This window comes from Variovorax sp. OK212 (assembly GCF_900112425.1).
Lineage (GTDB): Bacteria > Pseudomonadota > Gammaproteobacteria > Burkholderiales > Burkholderiaceae_C > Variovorax.
Genome location: NZ_FOLP01000024.1, coordinates 41,534 through 60,388, shown reverse-complemented (window position 1 = coordinate 60,388; position 18,855 = coordinate 41,534). Strand labels below are relative to the sequence as shown.

Annotated in this window: 17 protein-coding genes and 1 pseudogene; 4 read left to right on the top strand and 14 right to left on the bottom strand. The window is 68.2% G+C overall.

Annotated features, from left to right (window positions below; genetic code table 11):
- Positions 1-270: 270 nt before the first annotated feature.
- From BM004_RS35390 to BM004_RS35325, 14 genes and pseudogenes are all read right to left on the bottom strand, one after another.
- Complete coding sequence (locus BM004_RS35390; RefSeq protein WP_177206712.1) at positions 271-807, bottom strand: prolyl hydroxylase family protein; 537 nt, start codon at positions 805-807, stop codon at positions 271-273.
- A 29-nt stretch (positions 808-836) separates the two neighbouring features.
- Positions 837-1,793, bottom strand: a complete 957-nt coding sequence (locus tag BM004_RS35385) for an alpha-E domain-containing protein (protein WP_093135465.1) — start codon at positions 1,791-1,793, stop codon at positions 837-839.
- 19 nt (positions 1,794-1,812) lie between these two features.
- Positions 1,813-3,312, bottom strand: a complete 1,500-nt coding sequence (locus BM004_RS35380) for a circularly permuted type 2 ATP-grasp protein (protein WP_093135468.1) — start codon at positions 3,310-3,312, stop codon at positions 1,813-1,815.
- 124 nt (positions 3,313-3,436) lie between these two features.
- Complete coding sequence (locus tag BM004_RS35375) at positions 3,437-4,318, bottom strand: oxepin-CoA hydrolase, alternative type (RefSeq protein ID WP_093220718.1); 882 nt, start codon at positions 4,316-4,318, stop codon at positions 3,437-3,439.
- Between the two features lie 236 nt (positions 4,319-4,554).
- On the bottom strand, positions 4,555-6,648 hold the full coding sequence (locus BM004_RS35370) for an acetate--CoA ligase family protein (RefSeq protein ID WP_093220764.1): 2,094 nt from the start codon (positions 6,646-6,648) through the stop codon (positions 4,555-4,557).
- A gap of 23 nt (positions 6,649-6,671) precedes the next feature.
- On the bottom strand, positions 6,672-7,478 hold the full coding sequence (locus tag BM004_RS35365) for an oxepin-CoA hydrolase, alternative type (RefSeq protein WP_093220715.1): 807 nt from the start codon (positions 7,476-7,478) through the stop codon (positions 6,672-6,674).
- Between the two features lie 2 nt (positions 7,479-7,480).
- Complete coding sequence (locus tag BM004_RS35360) at positions 7,481-8,500, bottom strand: tripartite tricarboxylate transporter substrate binding protein (RefSeq protein WP_093220713.1); 1,020 nt, start codon at positions 8,498-8,500, stop codon at positions 7,481-7,483.
- A 19-nt stretch (positions 8,501-8,519) separates the two neighbouring features.
- Positions 8,520-9,401 carry a MaoC/PaaZ C-terminal domain-containing protein gene (locus BM004_RS35355; RefSeq protein WP_093220709.1) on the bottom strand — a complete coding sequence of 294 codons (882 nt, stop codon included), beginning with the start codon at positions 9,399-9,401 and terminating at the stop codon, positions 8,520-8,522.
- Positions 9,402-9,405: 4 nt separating this feature from the next.
- Positions 9,406-10,413 (bottom strand): tripartite tricarboxylate transporter substrate binding protein, encoded by a 1,008-nt coding sequence (locus tag BM004_RS35350; protein ID WP_093220707.1) that lies wholly within the window; start codon positions 10,411-10,413, stop codon positions 9,406-9,408.
- A gap of 55 nt (positions 10,414-10,468) precedes the next feature.
- On the bottom strand, positions 10,469-10,849 hold the full coding sequence (locus BM004_RS35345) for a Zn-ribbon domain-containing OB-fold protein (RefSeq protein WP_093135482.1): 381 nt from the start codon (positions 10,847-10,849) through the stop codon (positions 10,469-10,471).
- A complete protein-coding gene (locus BM004_RS35340; protein ID WP_093220704.1) occupies positions 10,846-12,000 on the bottom strand; it encodes a thiolase family protein in 1,155 nt (384 codons plus the stop codon). Before BM004_RS35340 ends, BM004_RS35345 begins: the two co-directional genes overlap by 4 nt.
- A 2-nt stretch (positions 12,001-12,002) precedes the next feature.
- Entirely contained in the window at positions 12,003-12,893 is an 891-nt protein-coding gene (locus BM004_RS35335; RefSeq protein ID WP_256220196.1) for an IclR family transcriptional regulator, read from the bottom strand.
- A gap of 156 nt (positions 12,894-13,049) precedes the next feature.
- Positions 13,050-14,693: pseudogene (locus BM004_RS35330) on the bottom strand (DNA internalization-related competence protein ComEC/Rec2); the annotation flags it as partial.
- 337 nt (positions 14,694-15,030) lie between these two features.
- On the bottom strand, positions 15,031-15,282 hold the full coding sequence (locus tag BM004_RS35325; RefSeq protein WP_093220701.1) for a helix-turn-helix domain-containing protein: 252 nt from the start codon (positions 15,280-15,282) through the stop codon (positions 15,031-15,033).
- A 368-nt stretch (positions 15,283-15,650) separates the two neighbouring features.
- On the opposite strand from BM004_RS35325, the gene BM004_RS35320 reads away from it, so the two are divergent.
- Genes BM004_RS35320 through BM004_RS35305 form a run of 4 tightly spaced genes read left to right on the top strand, consistent with a single transcriptional unit; the run spans position 15,651 to position 17,593 of the window.
- Positions 15,651-16,265: an HAD domain-containing protein gene (locus BM004_RS35320; protein ID WP_093220699.1), complete on the top strand. Its 615-nt coding sequence runs from the start codon at positions 15,651-15,653 to the stop codon at positions 16,263-16,265.
- Positions 16,262-16,474: a BPSL0761 family protein gene (locus BM004_RS42540; RefSeq protein WP_093220696.1), complete on the top strand. Its 213-nt coding sequence runs from the start codon at positions 16,262-16,264 to the stop codon at positions 16,472-16,474. Before BM004_RS35320 ends, BM004_RS42540 begins: the two co-directional genes overlap by 4 nt.
- Positions 16,471-17,016: an HAD domain-containing protein gene (locus tag BM004_RS35310; protein ID WP_093220694.1), complete on the top strand. Its 546-nt coding sequence runs from the start codon at positions 16,471-16,473 to the stop codon at positions 17,014-17,016. Before BM004_RS42540 ends, BM004_RS35310 begins: the two co-directional genes overlap by 4 nt.
- Positions 17,006-17,593, top strand: a complete 588-nt coding sequence (locus tag BM004_RS35305) for an RNA 2'-phosphotransferase (protein WP_093220692.1) — start codon at positions 17,006-17,008, stop codon at positions 17,591-17,593. The genes BM004_RS35310 and BM004_RS35305 overlap by 11 nt, the downstream gene beginning before the upstream one ends.
- Positions 17,594-18,855 lie beyond the last annotated feature (1,262 nt).

Sequence of the window (18,855 nt, the reverse complement as noted above, 5' to 3'; positions counted from 1 at the left end):
ACGTCGGCTCTTCTTATCCAGACGCCGAATTTCCCACGCTCTTTTTCGGTGAGAGTCGACAGATGATCTTGCATTCTGGCGATACGCAACTGATCTTCGCTGCTCAGTACCAGCGCAAGATCGGTCTTCGTCGCTCAGAGTGCAGCCGCCAAGAAATCGCTGCGCAATCGACAAGCCAAGCGCCGTGCTCGCCCTCAAGGAAGACGTGACTCATGATTGATTTTTCTTGATGCCAGCAGCATGCGCACCTGTGGCTGCGATGCGGGATCGCTACCCGTACAGCACATCGGAGCGCAAGACGTACTTGGTGCCCGACTCGACCGCCGCGCCTTCATGCCACGTGTCGTGAATGAAGAGCAGCGCCGCGCCGGGCTCGGGCTTCACGCGGAACTCGCGGAAGTCGGTGTCGCCGCCGGTGAAGTCGTCGTTCAGGTAGACCAGCAGCGTGAGCCGGCTCGTGAGCCCGTCTTCATGCCAGGGTCCGTCCTTGTGCATCTTGAAGCGCTGGCCGGGCGCGTACCTGTAGAAGCGCAGGTCCCTGGGCAGGCCCTTGGGCGTCTGCCCGCCGACCTCGGGCAGCGCCACGCCTTGCAGGCGCTGCCACAGCAGCTCGACCCAGGAGGGCGACGGCAGCATTGCGCGTTCGTTGTTGCGGATCGCCGGCATCGCCTTCGGGCCATCGGCGGTGCGCACGCCGGCCGACGCGAAACCTTCGCGCTCGGCCAATGCGATGAGCTGCTCGCACTCCTCGGGCTCGACCAAGCCCTCGATGGAAAACGCGCGCGGCGAATGGGCAACCAGCCGCATGCGTGCGCTGCCCTCTTTCGCAGCGGTCGTCAGTGCGTGGGAACCAGGAAGTCCTGGCTGATGCGCCCGCCCAGCTCGTTCACGCGGTCGAGGAACTGCGTGAGGTAGGCGTGCAAGCCCGTCGCCAGGATCTCGTCGACGCGCGCGTACTGCAGGTCGGCCAGCAGCTTGCCGGCGCGGCGTTGCGTTTCGGCGCTCTGCTCGTTCTGCACCTTCGCGAGGTTGTTGACCACCTCGACCAGGCTCGCATGCAGCGAGCGCGGCATGTCGGCGCGAAGAATCAGCAGCTCGGCCACGCGCTCGGGCTTGATCACGTCGCGGTACACCTTGCGGTACACCTCGAAGGCCGAGACGCTGCGCAGGATCGCGCTCCAGTGATAGAAGTCGTACTCCTGGTCTTCCTCGGTGGCGGCACCGAAGAACTCGCTGTTCAGCGCGTGGAATTTCACGTCGACCAGCCGCGCCGTGTTGTCGGCGCGTTCGAGGAACGTGCCCAGGCGCGAGAAGTAGAAGGCCTCGTCCTGCAGCATCGTGCCCAGCGTGACGCCGCGCGACAGGTGCGAGCGGAACTTGACCCATTCGAAGAACTGGCCCGGGTCGCGTTCGAAGTCGCCCGAGCGCAGCATGCGGTTCACTTCGAGCCAGGTGGTGTTCTGCGTTTCCCAGGCCTCGGTGGTGAGCGCGCCGCGCACCGCGCGGGCGTTCTCGCGCGCGGCCTTCAGGCAGGACACGATCGACGAGGCATTGCTCTCGTCCTTGACCATGAACTCCATCACTTCCTTGGGCGCGATCTGGTCGTACTTCTGGTTGTACAGGGGCAGCAGCTCGCTGATGGACAGCACGCCCTGCCAGCCGTACTTGGCGACTTCGGCGGACTGCGGCAGCAGCGAGGTCTGGTAGTTCACATCGAGCATGCGCGCCGTGTTCTCGGCGCGCTCGGTGTAGCGGGACATCCAGTAGAGATGGTCGGCGGTGCGGGACAGCATCGTGTGGGCTCCTACATTCCTACGTGGACGATTGGCTTTGCGACTGCGTGGCCGCCTTGGGCTTCGGCGCGCGGTCGGCTTCGAGGATCCAGGTGTCCTTGGTGCCGCCGCCCTGCGACGAATTGACCACCAGCGAACCTTCCTTCAGCGCCACGCGCGTGAGGCCGCCGGGCACCATCTGCACTTCGCTGCCCGAGAGCACGAAGGGGCGCAGGTCGATGTGGCGCGGCGCGATGCCGGCGTCCACGAAGGTGGGCGAGGTCGACAGGCTCAAGGTGGGCTGGGCGATGTAGCCGTCGGGCTTGGCGATCACGGCCTTCTTGAAGTCCTCGATCTCGGCCTGCGTGGCGGCCGGGCCGATCAGCATGCCGTAGCCGCCGGCACCGTGCACCTCCTTCACGACCAGGTCCTTCATGTTGTCCAGCGTGTACTGCAGCTCGTCCTTGTTGCGGCACATGTAGGTGGGCACGTTCTTCAGGATCGGCTTCTCGCCGAGGTAGAACTCGATCATCTTCGGCACGTACGGGTAGATCGACTTGTCGTCGGCCACGCCGGTGCCCACGGCATTGCAGATCACGACGTTGCCCGCGCGGTAGGCGCGCATGAGGCCTGCCGTGCCCAGCGTGGACGTGGGGCGGAACACCTCGGGGTCGAGGAAGTCGTCGTCCACGCGGCGGTAGATGACGTCCACGCGCTTGGGGCCGCGCGTGGTGCGCATGTAGACGAAGTCGTCCTTGATCAGCAGGTCCTGGCCCTCGACCAGTTCCACGCCCATCTGCTGGGCCAGGAAGGCGTGCTCGAAGTAGGCGCTGTTGTACATGCCGGGCGTGAGCACCACCACCGTGGGCTCGGCCGTGGCCGGCGGCGCGCTGGCGCGCAGGGTCTCGAGCAGCAGGTCGGGGTAGTGCGCGACCGGCGCGATGCGGTTCTGGTTGAACAGCTCGGGGAAGAGCCGCATCATCATCTTGCGGTTCTCCAGCATGTAGCTCACGCCGCTGGGCACGCGCAGGTTGTCCTCGAGCACGTAGTACTCGCCGTTGCCGTCGGCATCGGGGGCGCGCACGATATCGATGCCCGAGATGTTCGAGTACACGTTGTGCGGCACGTTCACGCCCATCATCTCGGGACGGAACTGGGCGTTGTTCAGGATCTGCTCGGCCGGGATGATGCCGGCCTTGATGATTTCCTGGTCGTGGTAGACGTCGTAGAGGAAGCGGTTGAGCGCCGTGACGCGCTGCACGAGCCCCTTCTCCATGCTGGCCCACTCGTGGGCGGGAATGATGCGGGGCAGCAGGTCGAACGGGATGAGCCGCTCGGTGCCGGAGCCGTCCTCGTCCTTCGCGCCGTACACCGCGAAGGTGATGCCGACCCGGCGGAAGATCATTTCCGCCTCTTCGCGCCGCGAACGCATCACCTCACCGGGTTGCTTCGCGAGCCATTGGTCGTAGCGCTTGTAGTGCTGTCGGATCGCAGCCCCCGAGTAGGGCAACTGCTCATACATCTCGTCGAATTTGTGCATGGAACGACCAATCTCCTTGAGCCATAGCTTAGCAAGTTCGAGGCCAGTGAAAGCCCTGATGCGAAGCCCAAGGAAACGGCCGAGGGTCTTTTTTTTCGTGTTCCCGGCGTGCGCTGCCGCCGAATCACTGCAGGGTGCCGTCGCCGGCCACCGCGCCCCTGCGCGGCGCCAGGAACCGGCGGATGCGGTCGCCGGCCTCGTCGCCGTACAGGCTGGTCAGGAAGGATTCACGTTCGGCGTCCAGCTGCTCGCGCCGCGCCCGGCCGCGCGCGCCGTGCACCAGCGCCTTGATGCGCGCCTGCGCCTCGAACGGCCCGCGCGCCAGTTCCTGCGCCCAGCCGAGCGCCGCGTTGTAGGCGCTGCCGGCAGGCACCACCTTGTTGACCACGCCCCAGCCGTGCAGGCGCTCGGCGCTCACCGGCGTGCCGTCGAGCAGCATCTCGAGCGCGGCCTGCGGCGGCAGGGCCCGCGCCAGCGAATCGGTGCCGCCCGCCTCGGGCGACAGGCCCATGTTGACGTAGGACATCGCAAAGCGCGCGTCCTCGGCCGCCACGATCAGGTCGCACGCCAGGCACACCGAGAAACCACCGCCCATGGCCGCACCCTCGACCGCGGCGATCACCGGCTGGGGCGCGTCCTGCAGGGCCATGACCCATTCGTGCAGCGCGTCGATGTGGCCGCGCTGCTCCGCCTCCGGAAACTTGCGCTGCCGCGCCAGCCGCTTGAGGTCACCGCCGCCGGAAAAGTGGGCGCCGTCGCCGCGCAGCACGATGGCGCGCACGGTGCGAAAACCCGCGGTCGCCCGCACGGCCTGGGCGGCGGCGCGGTAGATGGACGGGTTGAGCGCGTTGCGCGAGCGCGGGTTGCTGATCGTCAGCACCAGCACGGCGCCTTCGCGGTGCGTGCGCAGGTGGGCACCGGCGGGTTCGATGGGCTCGGCGCCCTCGGCGAACGCTTCGGGGCCCGGCCCGACCCCGTCGCGCGCGGGCAGTGCGTCGGCGTTCATGACGACACCCCCGAGGGCAGCGGGAACAGCGAAAGCAGCGAAGACAAGGCGAGATCGGGCGTGGAGCAGTGGCGCATGGTGTTTCCTTTCGGAAATGAATACGAAACTACTCAACGCATCGGATTCAGCGCGGTACGACCCGGGCTTCGGTTTCAGCCCGCAATTTGCCAACTACTTCACAGATTTAAGGGTTCGGCGCCCGGCTTTCACCGTCCGCGACGCCTCCCGGCGCGCGTTCAGCCGGCGCGTTCGACCAGCGCGTCCACCACCATCGCCCCCTCGCCCACCGCCCCGACCATGACCGGGTTCACGTCGATCGAGGCGATCCGGCCGCCCGCCGCCGCAATGAGCCGGCCCACCGCCACGACCACCTCGGACAGCGCCTGCACGTCCAGCGGCGGCTCGCCGCGCACGCCGCCGAGCAGCGGCGCGATGCGCAGCGTGTCCAGCGCGGCCTTCACCTCGGCTGTGTCGAAGGGCGGCAGCAGCACCGCCACGTCCTGCATCGCCTCGACGTTGGTGCCGCCGTCGCCGACCACCACGACCGGGCCGAACACCGGGTCCAGCCGCGCGCCGACCATGAACTCGTGCCGCCCCTTGTGCATGGCCGCCACCAGCACGCCCTCGCGCGCCGCGCCCAGTTCGGCCAGCTTGGCCCATTGCGCGTCGAACAGCGCCGCCGCCTCGCCGGCGCTGCCGACCCGCAGCACCACCAGGCCGTGTTCCGACTTGTGCGGCACGTCGGCCGAACAGGCTTTCACCACCGCCGGGGCACCCGCCTCGGCCACCGCACCCCAGGCATCGCGCGCCTGCGCCGCCGTGCGGCACAGCCGGTGCGCCACCACCGGCACGCCGCGCGCGGCCAGCAGCGCAAGGCTCTCGGCCTCGTTCAGGAAACGGCCGCTGCCCCGCGGCAGCGCGGGCGCCGCCTCTTCGGGCCAGGCCGCGTGCGACTCGCGCATCAGCGCGGTGTGCGACGCCAATTGCGCCAGCACGCCCAGCGCCTCGGTCTCGTTGCCGAAGGTCGGGATGCCGCGGGCCTTGAACGGCGCGGCCACGCTCGCCTGCCAGGCGGCCACCACCACCGGCTTGCCCGTCGCGGCCTCGAACTTCGCGGTGTCGTTCGCGAAGGCCTCGACGTCGTAGCCCGCGCCGGCCACCGGGATGTTGATGAAGAACAGGTCGGCCGCCGGATCCTGCGCCACGGCGGGCAGCACGTCGCCGAACAGGCCGCTGTTGGACAACAGCGCGGCGGTGATGTCGATCGGGTTCGTCGCCGTCGCGAAGCCCGGCAGCCGCGCGGCCACGTCGCGCCGCGTGGCGGGCGAGAGTTCCGCCAGCGGCAGCTTGAACTCTTCCGACGCGTCCGCGCCCATCACGCAGCTCGCGCCCGAGTTGCTGATGACCACCAGCCGCCGCCCCTCGGGCCGCCAGCCCTTCAGGTAGGCCTCGGCCGCCAGTGCCTGCGCGTGCGGGTCGCGCACCCGCCAGATGCCGTGGTGGCGCAGGAAGGCGTCGACGGCGCGGTCTTCGTTGGCCAGCGAGCCGGTGTGCGACGACGCCGCCTTCTGACCGCTCGCGGAGCGCCCCGCCTTCACCGCGATGATCGGCAGGTCGCGCTCGCGTGCATAGGCGGCCGTGCGGGCCAGCATCTCGGGGTTGGCGATGTTCTCCAGGTACAGCAGCAGCAGCTTCACGTCGGGGTCGTGCGCCACGGCCCAGGCCAGGTCTGACACGGTCACGTCGGCCTCGTTGCCCGTGGCGTGCACGTGGCGCACGCCCAGGCCGCGCCCGCGCAGCAGGCCATAGGCCATGGCGCTCATGCCGCCGCTCTGGCTCACCACGCCGATGGGGCCATCGGCCGGCGGCACCTCGACGAACATGGTCGAGAAGCCCGCGATGGCGCCGTTGCCGAAGTTGGCAAGGCCTTGCGTGTTGGGGCCGTACAGGCGCATGCCGGCGGCGCGCGCGCGCTCGGCCATGGCCTTCTGCACCTCGCGCCCCTCCTCGCCCGCCTCGCCGAAGCCCGAGGCAATGACCACCGCCGACTTCACGCCGCGCGCCGCGCAGTCGTCCACCGCGGCCACGGCCTTCTCGCCGCCCACGATCACCAGCGCCAGGTCGGGCGCCTCGGGCAAGGCGGCCAGCGAGGCGTAGCTCTTGAGGCCCTGCACCTCCTCGCGCGCCGGGTTGATCGGGTAGATGCGCCCGGCGAAGCCGTGCTTCTGCATGTAGTAGATCGGCCGGCCGCCGATCTTGTGGATGTTCTCGGACGCGCCGATCACGGCGACGGATTGCGGGTCGAGGGCGGATTCGAGCAGGTCGGACATGGGCACTTTCATCGATCGGTTCATCAGGTTCTGGCGCGGCCGCGCGCGGACAGGAAGGCCTCCAGCCCCGCGCCGCATTCGTCGCTGTAGAGGCTCTCCACGAAGGCATCGCGCTCCGCGTCGAGCTGCGCGCGGCGCGAGCGCCCGCGCGCGGCATGCACCAGCTGCTTGATGCGCGCCTGCGCATCGAAGGGGCCGGCGGCCAGTTGCCGCGCCCAGGCCAGCGCAGTGGCAAAGGCCTCGCCGTGCGGCACGACGCGGTTCACCACGCCCCAGCCTTGCAGCCGGCTCGCACTGCACACGCCGCCTTCGAGCAGCAGTTCCAGCGCGGCCTGCGGCGGCAGCGCGCGGGCCAGCGAATCGCTGCCGCCGCCGTCGGGCGACAGCGCCAGCCTCACATACGACATGACGAACTTCGCGTCCTCGGCCGCCACGATGAGGTCGCAGCCCAGGCAGACCGAGAAGCCGCCGCCGGCCGCCGCGCCTTCGACCGCGGCAATCACCGGCTGCGGCGCGTCGTGCATGGCCATCACCCAGTCGTGCAGCGCATCGAGGTGGCCGAGCTGCTCCTCGCGCGGACGCTGGCGCTGGTCGGCCAGCCGCTTGACGTCGCCGCCGCCGCAGAAGTGCCCGCCCTCGCCGGTCAGCACGATGGCGCGAACCGTCCTGTCGTTCGCCGCCTCGCGCAGCAAGGCGGTGGCGGTGCGGTAGAGCGACGGGTGCATCGCGTTGCGCGCGGCCGGGTTGCTCAGCGTCAGCACCAGCACGGCGCCTTCGCGCCGCGACAGCAGGCGCGCGGCGACGGGTGGTTCCTGCATGCCTGTGCTCATGCTCAGTCCACCTGGATGTTGGCGGTGCGCACCACCTGGGTCCACTTGGCGATCTCGGTGTGCAGCGTCTTCGCAAAGGCCTCGGGCGTGCCCGGCGCGGCCTCGGCGCCAACCTCGAACAGCCGCTGCTTGACCTGCGGGTCGTTCAGCGCGCGGCCGATGTCGGCACTGAGCTTGTGCACGATGTCCTTCGGCGTGCCGGCCGGCGCCATGAAAGCCGCCCACGAATAGGCCTCGTAGCCCGACAGCCCCGGCACGCCCGACTCGGCCACCGTCGGCACGTCGGGCAGCAGCACCGAGCGGCGCACGCTCGCCACCGCGATGGCGCGCACCTTGCCGCCCTTGATCTGCGGCAGCGCGGTGGGCGCGTCGGCGAACATCAGCTGCACCTGGCAGCCGAGCAGGTCGCTCATGGCGGGCGCGCTGCCCTTGTAGGGCACGTGCAGCAGCCTGGTGCCGGCCTGCATGTTGAAGAGCTCGCCCGCCAGGTGGGTGCCGCCGCCGTTGCCGGCCGAGCCGAAGCTCAGCTTGCCGGGCGACTTCCTGTCGAGCGCAATGAGTTCGGCCACGGTGCGCGCGGGCACCGACGGGTGCGCCACCAGCACCACCGGGAACATCGCGCCGAAGCTCAGCGGCACGAAGTCGCGCTCGATGTCGTAGGAGAGCTTGGGCCTCAGGCTCGGCAGCACCGAGTGGTGGATGCTGCACACCAGCACGTTGTAGCCGTCGGCCGGCGAGCGCGCGAGGTTCTCCGCGCCGACGATGCCGCCCGCGCCCGCGCGGTTGTCGACGATGGCCTGCTGCCCCCAGAGCTCGGACAGCTTCTGCGCCACCGCGCGCCCGGTGGTGTCGACCGGGCCGCCGGCCGGGAACGGCACCACGAAGCGCACCGGGTGGTTCGGATAGGGCTGCTGCCCGAAGGCGGGCAACGCCAGCGGGCCGGCGGCGGCCGCGCCTGCAACCAGCAGGCAATGGCGGCGCGTGACGCCGGTGCCGCGATCTTCGATGTCGAGCTTTTTCATGGTCTTGTCCTCGGTTGAATCAGGCGTCGATGCGCGCATGGCCGTGGTCGAGCACGGTGCGGTCGCGCGCGGGCACGCGGGCCCTGAAATGCAGGTCGTGCGGCCCTTCGCGGTGCATCTCGATGCGCAGGGTCTCGCCCGGGAACACCGGCGCGGAAAAGCGCGCGAACAGGCTGCGAAGCCGCGCGGGCTCGTTGCCGCAGGCATGCGCCAGCACCGCGTGCCCGGCCATGCCCCAGGTGCACAGGCCATGAAGAATCGGCCGCTCGAAGCCCGCGGCGCGTGCCGTGCCGGGGTCGGAATGCAGCGGGTTGCGGTCGGCGCACAGGCGGTAGAGCAAGGCCTGCTGCGGCAGCGTCGGAATGTCGACCACGATGTCGGGCGCACGCTGCGGCACGGGCGCCGGCGCCTCGGGCGCGGCGTCGCCCGGCGCGGCCTCGGTGGCGAAGCCGCCGTTGCCGCGCGCGAAGGTGGTGTGCGTCACCGTGGCCAGCGCCTGGCCGCTCGCGGCGTCGAACAGCTCCTTGTCGTAGGTGACGGTGGCGCCGCGGCCCGGCCCCTTGTCGACGATGCGCGTCACGCGGTGGCGCGCCACCACCGTGCCCGCCGCCGGCAGCGGGCGGTGCCACACCACTTTCTCTTCGCCGTGCACGATCTGCGCAAAGTCGATGCCGGTGGCCGGGTCCTGCATCCAGGAGCCCGGAAAGCCCAGCACCACGGCCAGCGTCGGCAGGGCCAGCGGCATGCCAGTAGCGGTGTCGTCGACGAACTTCAGCTGCGCCGCGTCGGTCGGGTCGCGGCCCAGGCCCAGCGCGAGCGCGTAGCGCATGCTGTCGTCGGCCGTGTAGCTGTGGGAGATGTCGGCGAAGGCCCAGGCCTTCAGGCGTGCGGGATCGATCATCGGCTCAGTCCACCGTCGCGCCCGACACCTTCACCACCTGCGCCCACTTCTCGACCTCGGCGTTCATGAAGCCGCCGAAGGCCTCGGGCGTGTTCCAGGCGGCGGCGAAGCCCTGTGCCTCGAACTTGTCCTTCACCTCGGGCAAGGCGAGCGCCTTCTTCAGCTCGGCACTGAGCCGCGCGATGGCTTCGGGCGGCGTGCCGGCGGGCGCGAGCAGGCCGTTCCAGGCGATGGCCTCGTAGCCCGGCAGGCCCGACTCGGCCACGGTCGGCAGGTCGGGCGCGGCGGGCGACCGCTTGCCGCTGGTGACGGCCAGCGCCTTGAGCTTGCCGCCCTTCACGTGCGGCATGGCCGAGAGCATGGTGTCGAACATCAGCTGCGCCTGCCCGCCCATGACGTCGGTGAGCGCCGGCGCGCTGCCCTTGTAGGGGATGTGCGTCATCTTCACGCCCGCCATCGAGGCGAACAGCTCGGCCGCGAGGTGCGTCGACTGGCCGTTGCCCGACGAGGCGAAGTTCAGCTGCCCCGGCCTGGCCTTGGCCAGCGCGATGAGCTCGGCCACATTCTTCGCGGGCAGCTCGGGGTTGGCGACGATCACGAGCGGGCCGCTGGTGAGCAGCGACACCGGCGCCAGGTCCTTGGTGAGCTTGTAGCCCAGGTTCTTGAAGAGCGAGGGGTTGATCGCATGCGCGGTGGTGGCGATCAGCAGCGTGTAGCCGTCGGGCGCGCTGCGCGCCACCAGCTCGGCGCCGGTGTTGCCGCCCGCGCCGGGGCGGTTGTCGACGATGAACTGCTGGCCGGTCTGCTCCGACAGCTTCTGCGCCACCACGCGCGCCACGATGTCGGTGGGCCCGCCCGGCGGGTACGGCACCACCAGCTTGACGGGCTTGTTCGGGTAGCCCTGCGCATGGGCCAGGGGCGCGGCGGCGAGGCACAGGGCGGCGCCCAGGCCGCCCAGCCCGCCCAGAACACCCAGCAACTGCCGCCGGACGAAGGATCGGAACGAATGCATGCGGTTGTCTCCTGCTTGTGGTTGTGATGTCGTGTCGGGCGCGCGCGGTGGCCGCTCAGTCCGGCGCCGGCTCGGCCTCTGGCGTGAAGCGCACCAGCACATGGCCCGCGTGCGCGAAGAAGCCCGCCGACACGCGCTCGCCGATGCGCACGCCGGGCGCGGCATGGGCCATGAGGCGCGGGCCCTCGTCGAGCGTGACCAGCACCAGCGTGTACGGCGCGAGCGCGCGGAACTCGTCGGAAGGCGCGCGTGCCACCACGGTGACCGCGTGCACGGTGGCCATGCCGGCAGCGGCTTTCCATTCGAGCCGCGTGCTGCCGCAGGCGGCGCAGGCGTAGCGCGCCAGCGTCTGCGCATGGCCGCAACCGGTGCACCGCTGGTAGCGCAACTCGTGCCGCGCGAGGCCTTCGACGAAGGGGGCTGCGAGCGCGTTCATGCGGCAGCTCCATTCGACAGCACCAGGCTCACGTGCGAGGACATCACGCCGCCGTCCGCGTGCACGAACGCATGGCGCGGACGCCGCAGCTGCCGGCTGCCGGCCTGCCCCGTCATCTGGCGGAAGGCCTCGACCGTGTGCGCCATGCCGCCCGCCACGCCGCAGTGGCCGAAGGACAGCAGGCCGCCGTGCGTGTTGAGCGGCAACGGGCCGTCGGGGTGGAAGTCGCCGTTGCGCACGCGCTGCGCGGCGCCGCCGCGCGGTGCGAAGCCGATCTCCTCGAGCAGCATGGCCAGGGTGATGGTGAACGAGTCGTAGATGCCCAGGCAGTCGATGTCGTCCACGCCCAGCCCGGCCTCGGCGAAGGCGCGCTGCGCGGCTTCGGCCGCGCCGCACTGCATGACGTCGGCCATCGCGCTCAGGTGCTGGTGGCGGTGCGCCTGGCCGGCGCCGGCCATCGCCACGCCGGCCTCCCCGCGCGAAGACGACGACACCACCAGCGCCATGGCGCCGTCGGAGATGGGGCAGCAGTCGAGCAACTTGAGCGGCGCGGCAATGGGCTTGGAGGCGAGCACGTCGCTCACCGAGATCGGCGCACGCAGGTGCGCGTCGGGGTGGCCTGCCGCGTTGGCGCGCATCAGCACGGCAAGCTCGGCCAGGTCGGCCTCTCGCGTGCCGGTCTCGTGCAGGTAGCGCGAGGCCAGCAGGCCGTAGTAGGCCGGCACCGAGGCGCCGTTGGGCACCTCGAAGTCGGCGTCGCCCACCTGCGCCAGGGTCTGGATGGCGCTGTCGCGCGACTGGCCGCTGAGCCGGTTCTCGCCGGCCACCACCAGCACGTTGCGGCAACGCCCGGCGCGCACCAGGTCGCGCGCCAGCATCAGCATGGCGCCGCCGGTGGCGCCGCCGAGCTGCAGGCTGTGCGCGCAGGCCGGCCGCAGCGAAAAGCGCTCGCAGAAGAGCGTGGAGATCATCAGGTGCGGCAGCGTGGTCGCGTAGCCGCACAGCACGCCGTCGATGTCGGCGCGGCGCAGGCCGGCCGAGTCGAGCGCCTGCTGCGCGGCGCCGGCCATGAGGTCGAGCGCGCCCTGGCCTTCATGGCGGCCGAAGGCGGTGTTGCCGGCGCCGACGAGGTGAGCGGTTGGCAGGCTCATGCTCAGTGCACCGGGCTGCGGCGGCCACCGGCGGCAGTCGTGCGGGTGGTCCGCGTGGTTCGTGTCGTCCGCGTGGCCAGTGCGCTCTGGTGCGCGGCACCGCTCCACAGCACCTCGCAGGTGGCGCACTCGCGCTTGAGCGCCTTGGCCAGTTCGGCCTCGCGCGAGGTGATGCGGTCGTTGAGCGCGGCGATGCTGATGGCGGCTACGGGGCGGCCGTCGGCGCCGAGGATGGGCGCGGCAATGCCGCCCATGCGCTCGACCACCACGTCGAGCAGCACCGCGTAGCCGCGCTCGCGGGCTTCGCGCGCACGGGTCTCGAGCAAGTCGATGGTGATGCGCGGGTAGCGCTGCTGCAGCTGCGGCGCGATCACGGCCAATGCGGCCTGCCGCTCGGCGTCGGGCATCCACGCGAGCAACGCGAGGCTGCCGGCACCCGCGCCCAGCGGCCGGCGGCTGCCCACGGAAAGGTAGTTGGCACGGATCGGGAAGCGGCCCTCTTCCACATCGACGCACAGCGACTCGATGCCGCTCGGAATCGAGAGGATCACGCTGTCTTCGAAGGTGCCCGTGAGGCGCAGCAGGCTGGGGCGCACCAGCGGCCGCGGGTCGAAGCGCGCCAGCGCCGCCGCGCCGAGCACCAGCAGCTCGGCGCCCAGGCTGTAGTGCTTGGTCTGCGCGTCGCGCACCACGAAGCCGTCGCGCATCAGCACCTCGACCACCCGCAGCACGGTGGTCTTGTCGAGGCCGGTGGCCAGGGCGATGTCGGTGAGGCGCGTGACGCCGGGGTCGGAGAGCGCACGCAGGATGCGGCAGGCCCGCTCGACCGACGAGGTCGGCTCGGTGGCGCTGTGGGTCAGCACGGAGGCAACGGAACGAGGTCGGGCGGTCATCGGCTTGTCTCTTCGTTGTTTCAATCTTCGGAACCGTGATTGCAGAGCCATTGGAGAACCGGCGCAGGCCCGGGTCAAGCAAACGCAATAAAGTTGCCGCCAGCGAAACTTTTCAAGGGAAAACCCGAAACCCGGTGCCGGGCACCGCGGCGCGCTTCAGGGCACGCGGTGCTGCCAGTAGCGCGCTTGGCGCTCGCGCTCGCAGCCCAGTTCGCCGGGTGCGGTGCTGCGCCAGTGCGCGGCGCCGCAGCGCGGGCTGTCGGCCACCCGCACGCCGCGCGCCGCATAACGCGCCAGCACCTCGGCCGTGGGATGACCGAAGCGGTTGCGATAGCCGGCCTGAACCAGCGCAATGCGCGGGCCGACCGCATCGAGGAAGGCGTCGCCCGACGAGGTCTTGCTGCCGTGGTGGGGCACCAGCAGCAGGTCGGCGCGCAACGCGCCGGGCACGCGCGCGACCAGCGCGGCCTCCTGCAGCCGCTCGATGTCGCCGGCCAGCAGCGCCGTCGCGCGGCCGTTGCCGATGCGCAGCACGCACGACACCGCGTTGGGCTTGGTGAGGTTGCGGTAGTCGGCATCGAACGGGTGGAGCACCTCGAAGTGCACGCCGTCCCAGCTCCAGCGCTGCCCCGCTTCGCAGCGCCGCGCCGGGCGCACGGCCTGCAGCGGGTGCGAGGTCTCGATGGAGCTCAGCAGCGCGGCCTGCGGCTGCATCGCGAGCACGGCGGGCGCACCGCCGGTGTGGTCGGTGTCGCGGTGGCTCAGCACCAGCAGGTCGAGCCGCTCGCCGAGGGCACGCAGCAGCGGCACCAGCACGCGGTGGCCGGCGTCGCTCTCGAGGTTGTAGCGCGGGCCGGTGTCGTACAGCAGGCTGTGCGAGGCGGTGCGCACCAGCACGGCATTGCCCTGACCGATGTCGGCCCCGAGCAGTTCGAACTCGCCCACCGCGGGCCGCGGCGGCTGCCACAGCAGCACCGGCAACAGCAGCGGCACGCCGAGCCCGCGCACCGACCACGGCAGCCGCATGGCGAGCAGCGCGCCACCCGCCACGCCGGAAGCCGCCATCCACCAGGGCGGCGCGGCCATCGACAGCGTGGCGTACGGCCAGGCCGCCAGCCATTGCAGCAGCACCGTGAGCCACTGCACGGCGCGCGCGGCCAGGTCCCACAGCGGCGCCACCGCCATCCCGAGCATGGCCAGCGGCGTGATGACCAGCGTGACCCACGGAATGGCGACGGCATTGGCCAGCAGGCCCACGAGCGAGACCTGCTGGAACAGCAGCAGGCTCAACGGCGTGATGGCAAGCGTGATGACCCATTGCTCGCGAAAGAACTGCCAGAGGCGCCACGATGCGCCGGACATGCCCGACCTCTTCTCGCCCGGCACGGAGGCATCGGTGGCGAACAGCACGCCCACCGCCACGAAGCTGAGCCAGAACCCGGCCTGCATCAGCGCCCACGGGTCGGCCGCCACCACCACGGCCGCGGTCAGCAGCCACACGTGCGGCCAGGGCCAGCGCCGGCCGGTGAGGCGCAGCAAGGCGACGGCCGCGAGCATCCATACCGTGCGCTGCGAAGGCACGCCCCAACCGCTGAAAAGGGCGTAGAGCGCGGCCAGCAGCACGCCGCCGGCCAGCGCGGCCTGTTGCGCGGGCACGCGCAGCATGAGCCGCGTGCTGCGCCGCCAGAGCCACCCGACGACGTGGGTGGCGAGCCAGGCGAACATCGTGATGTGCAGACCGGAGATCGACATCAGGTGGGCGACACCGGTGGCGCGGAACACGTCCCAGCCGGCGCGGTCTGCTTAGCTACAAAGCTGTCTTGGCCCGCGACAAAGAGTCTTGACCTTTGACATCAGGCACAAAGAGTCTTGTTCCCGCCAAGGTCGCCGGCGCCCAAAACCGGCCGAAAAGGACAAAGAGTCTTGTTCCCAGGCCGTTTCGCCAGGGTTTCGCCGTCCATGCGGGCAATCTCGGCTGCCCCGGTGCGATTGCCTACAGCCGCCGTCGGCAACCGGAGGTCGTCGCTCCCTCTTTACTTAGCGAGGTGCCTTTACCGGCGACCAGCCGCCGCCAGCTGTCCGCCCACGTTCTCGTTCAGCGTCAAGGAATCCCTCCACCGGGGCTCAACCACTGACGTCACGTCTTCCGCAAGTCGCTCGGTGGCAGCTGAAAAAGACGGGCCACTGGCACCGAAAGCACGTCTGCAAGGCGCTGAAGATTGTCCGCAGTGATGTTAGTCACACGCCGTTCCACTTGACTCACGTACGTCCGGTGAAAACCAGCTAGTTCGCCGAGCTTTTCTTGGGAAAGTCCGAGTTCCAGCCGGATGCTTTGGACATTCCAAGCAAGGACCTCACGGACGTGCGGCTGTTTGAGGTGCTTAGTCATCTAAACATCATCTCCCAAGGAAATCTCAAAAGCTATAGCGTTGAACCTTCACGCGGTCTAAACGTCTCTAAACAAGATTGAGGATTTTCCGTTTACACGAAGGACGATTTCTATATAACTGTTAGGTCGAGTCGCCCGACGTTCTCCAAGCACAAAATCCGCCCGACAGAGATGCATGCTTCTACTCTGTTGACATCTATCACCTGACCAACTATGGTGACTCATTCCTTGCTTCAAAGGGGATTCGCGATGATGAGGCTGACGTTCAAGCCCATGGCACCAGGGCTCAAAGTGCCCCGCTTGTCGCCCTGCATCGGCCCCTCCCAGACCGAGCGGGCCTAGTCGGTGCAGCCGCCTCGGGGGACGCAATGTTCGAGAGCAAAAACACCCTTGCCGTCAGACTGGCCGCTCCTCATCGCACGGTCCTTTTCCTGGACATCGATGACGTCCTGTGCCTGAGCGCGCCGTATGGGGGCTATGACGTCGCTCAGGCGTTTGCAGCACCGGGCTTGGCAGAGCCGGATGCTTCGCGCGGCGCCCCCCCTGACCTCTGGCAGACGCTCCTGCTTCCAGATGCGGTCGCCTTGCTGCGGGCAATCCACGACGAATTTGAGCCCCTGTATGTGATTTCCTCAGATTGGTGGTGGCTTATGGAAGACCACCTCCTGCGGAGGATGCTGCAGCTAAGCGCGCTCGACTTCGTCGACGCAAACCTTCATCCAGACATGTCCACACCGAAGGGCCCGAGGCGACAGCTCCGTTGGACTGAAATCAAGGCATGGCTGGACACCCATCTGGAGGCCAACAACTGGGTGGTTTTAGACGACTACCGCTCTGGCACCGGACTTGACATAGGCCAGCCTCCGGAGAATCTTCCGTTCATAGTGCTCTGCACCGAGTCAGTCGGCCTGACCGACGCGGAATATGCCCTGCTACGCACCGCGTTCGAGCTGCGCAGAGAAGCGATTTCGGGGGTCGTATGACCGTGCCCGATGAACGCACTCGCGCTGTGCTTGAGACCAGGAAATTCCTCGTAGCTCTCGCCGCAGGCCTCATGAGCCACGAGTCGCCTGAGTCACTCCAGAACTACGGGCGGATGCTGCTGCGTCACTACCCTAGTGCCGCGGACATGCACCTGACGGCTGAGGCATTCCCGGCATGGTGGTGTATGCCGAAAGGGGCCCGAGAATGACGGCACGTCCGGCAGCAGACGCAGTCCGCGGGCGAGACGAGTTGTTGCTTTTCCTGGACTATGACGGAGCGTTACATCACGAGAACGTGTGGTGGGACCCGACACAAGGACCGTTCATCAAGGCTGCCGGCAGCTTCACATTGTTTCAGCACGCGGAGCTGCTGGCAGCAGTTCTGCAACCCTACCCTGCAATCCGCATCGTGCTTTCCACAACGTGGGTTCTAAGGTACGGGCTTGAGGCATCTCTGAAACCTTTGCCGGCCTCACTACGAGAGCGGGTCATCGGCGCCACATATGAGCACGGCATGAACCGACGTGCTTTTGCGGCGACGCCACGGGGGATGCAGGTTTGGGCAGATGTCCTTCAACGGCAGCCGCGCAACTGGGTAGCTGTAGATGATGACGACTCGGATTGGCCGGAGTGGTGCCGGGACAGCCTCATCAAGACGCACCAGGAATTCGGCATCAGCGAACCCGGCGTGCTCGCTGAGCTGAGGGCAAAGCTTGCGCTGATTAGCGGCGGGGCCAGCAATGCGGCCTGAGCTTGTTCCCAAATCACGGATGATTGCTCGCGTCCTGCGGCACAGACCCGAAGTTTGGGGCGTGCGCCTGGACGGCGAGGGCTGGTGCCAAGTCAGCGACCTGCTCGCGGGCGCCGGCGGCCACGGGCACGACCTCAATGTCGACGAGCTGCTCGAGATTGTTGAGACCAACGACAAAAAGCGTTTCACGATTTCGACGGATGGCCTGCGCATTCGCTCGGCTCAAGGTCATTCCGTCCCTGTCGACCTCGAACTGCGCACGATGGTGCCTCCCCCTGTGCTGTACCACGGCACCGTTCGCCAGCACATCGCCTCGATTCGCCGAGAGGGGCTGAGGCCAATGACGCGCCATGCGGTGCATCTGTCTGCAACGAAAGAAGCAGCGGTCGCCGTCGGGGGACGTCGCGGTGCGGCCGTGGTACTTATTGTTGACAGCTACGCCTTGCATGCAGACGGGGTGTTGTTCCAGCTGTCAACAAATGGGGTGTGGCTCGTCGAAGCGGTACCGCCACGCTACATCGCATTTCTTCGCAGTCACGGCTCGAAGTCTGCGCTCTCGGTGACGAGGAACAGATGATGTGCAAGCTCGTCCGATTCGTTGACGAATCCTCGCACCGTAGATGGCTCATGCAGTGGTTGCCGAGGCTGATAGTCGCTGGCGGCAGCGTCGTCACAGCGCTGCTGCTAATGGTGGTCCGAAATTCCTGACGTACAAATCGTGCTCACGAAGCTCGGCGAGCATGTCCTCCAAACGCGCAGGGCTCGACGATTCTCTGAGTACGTGTTTGCACGCGGTGTCAGTCATTGCTGTCGCTGGGCCTCCCTGAACCTGAGAGGACAGCCGCAGTCTCCCAATGGGGCCACAGATGCTCGAGCAGGGGGGCTTAACGCCGACCAGGTAGCGAGGCTGCGTCAGAAGCGCGAACCAGGCGCTTCCATGTCGCAAACATCTCTGCAATCAGCGCTAGGTACGCCTCCGGGGACTCGTCATCAACGTTAAGTGCTTTGACGCCAAGCTTTGTTGCGCGCTGCGAGAGCTCTATGCCAAGAGGGCTCGTGAAAATCCGTTGGAGTTGGTCTTGAGGGGTAAGCCGCTCGCAGGTCATGCCGCTGTAGTCAAGCGGGTCAAGCTCCACGACCTCAGCACCTCTTCCGACTTGCAGGACGGGAAGCGCTCGGGAGAGAAGATTTCCAGCCGTGGTCGAGGTTGTCTTTAGGCACAGTTCGATGGCCCGCTCTTGTGCCCACGCGGGAAAGTCGTTGCGCAGGGCAATCCTCCGTTGAACCCTGCCTTTGTGGTCAAGGGTCTCGACGGTGACGCGGATTTGTGCGAGGGCCGCGGTGGGGCTGGGTTGATTTTGGTGTTTCATGGTCAGCCGTTTAGCGGACTTGTTTTAGCCGTTCACTGACCTTCCGGTGCCACACTGGCCACTGCCCCCCACTCGTGGAGTTTGTCAGGCTAGAGAACAAGGAAGGGGCAACGCTGTTGGCAGACGTTCTGGAGGCTTGGATGGCGACCCCCGCCCGTGCTGTACCGCGGGACTGTTCGCAAACACACCGCCACGATTCGCCAAGAGGGGATGCAGCCTATAACGCACTATGCGGTGCATCTGTCCGCAACGAATAAAGTGGCGGCTGCGTCGGAGCAGTCGTGGTGCGGCCGTGGTTCTTATTGTTGACAGCTACGCGATGAACAGAGACAGCTATCGATTCCAGCAGGCTGAGAACGGCGTCTGGCTGACGGCCACGGTACCGCGGGAGTATCTCAGGCTACCGCCACCAAGGTAATTTTTACGCCCTCGAGCTACGGAATGGTGAACCCGTGAATTCCAAAACTAA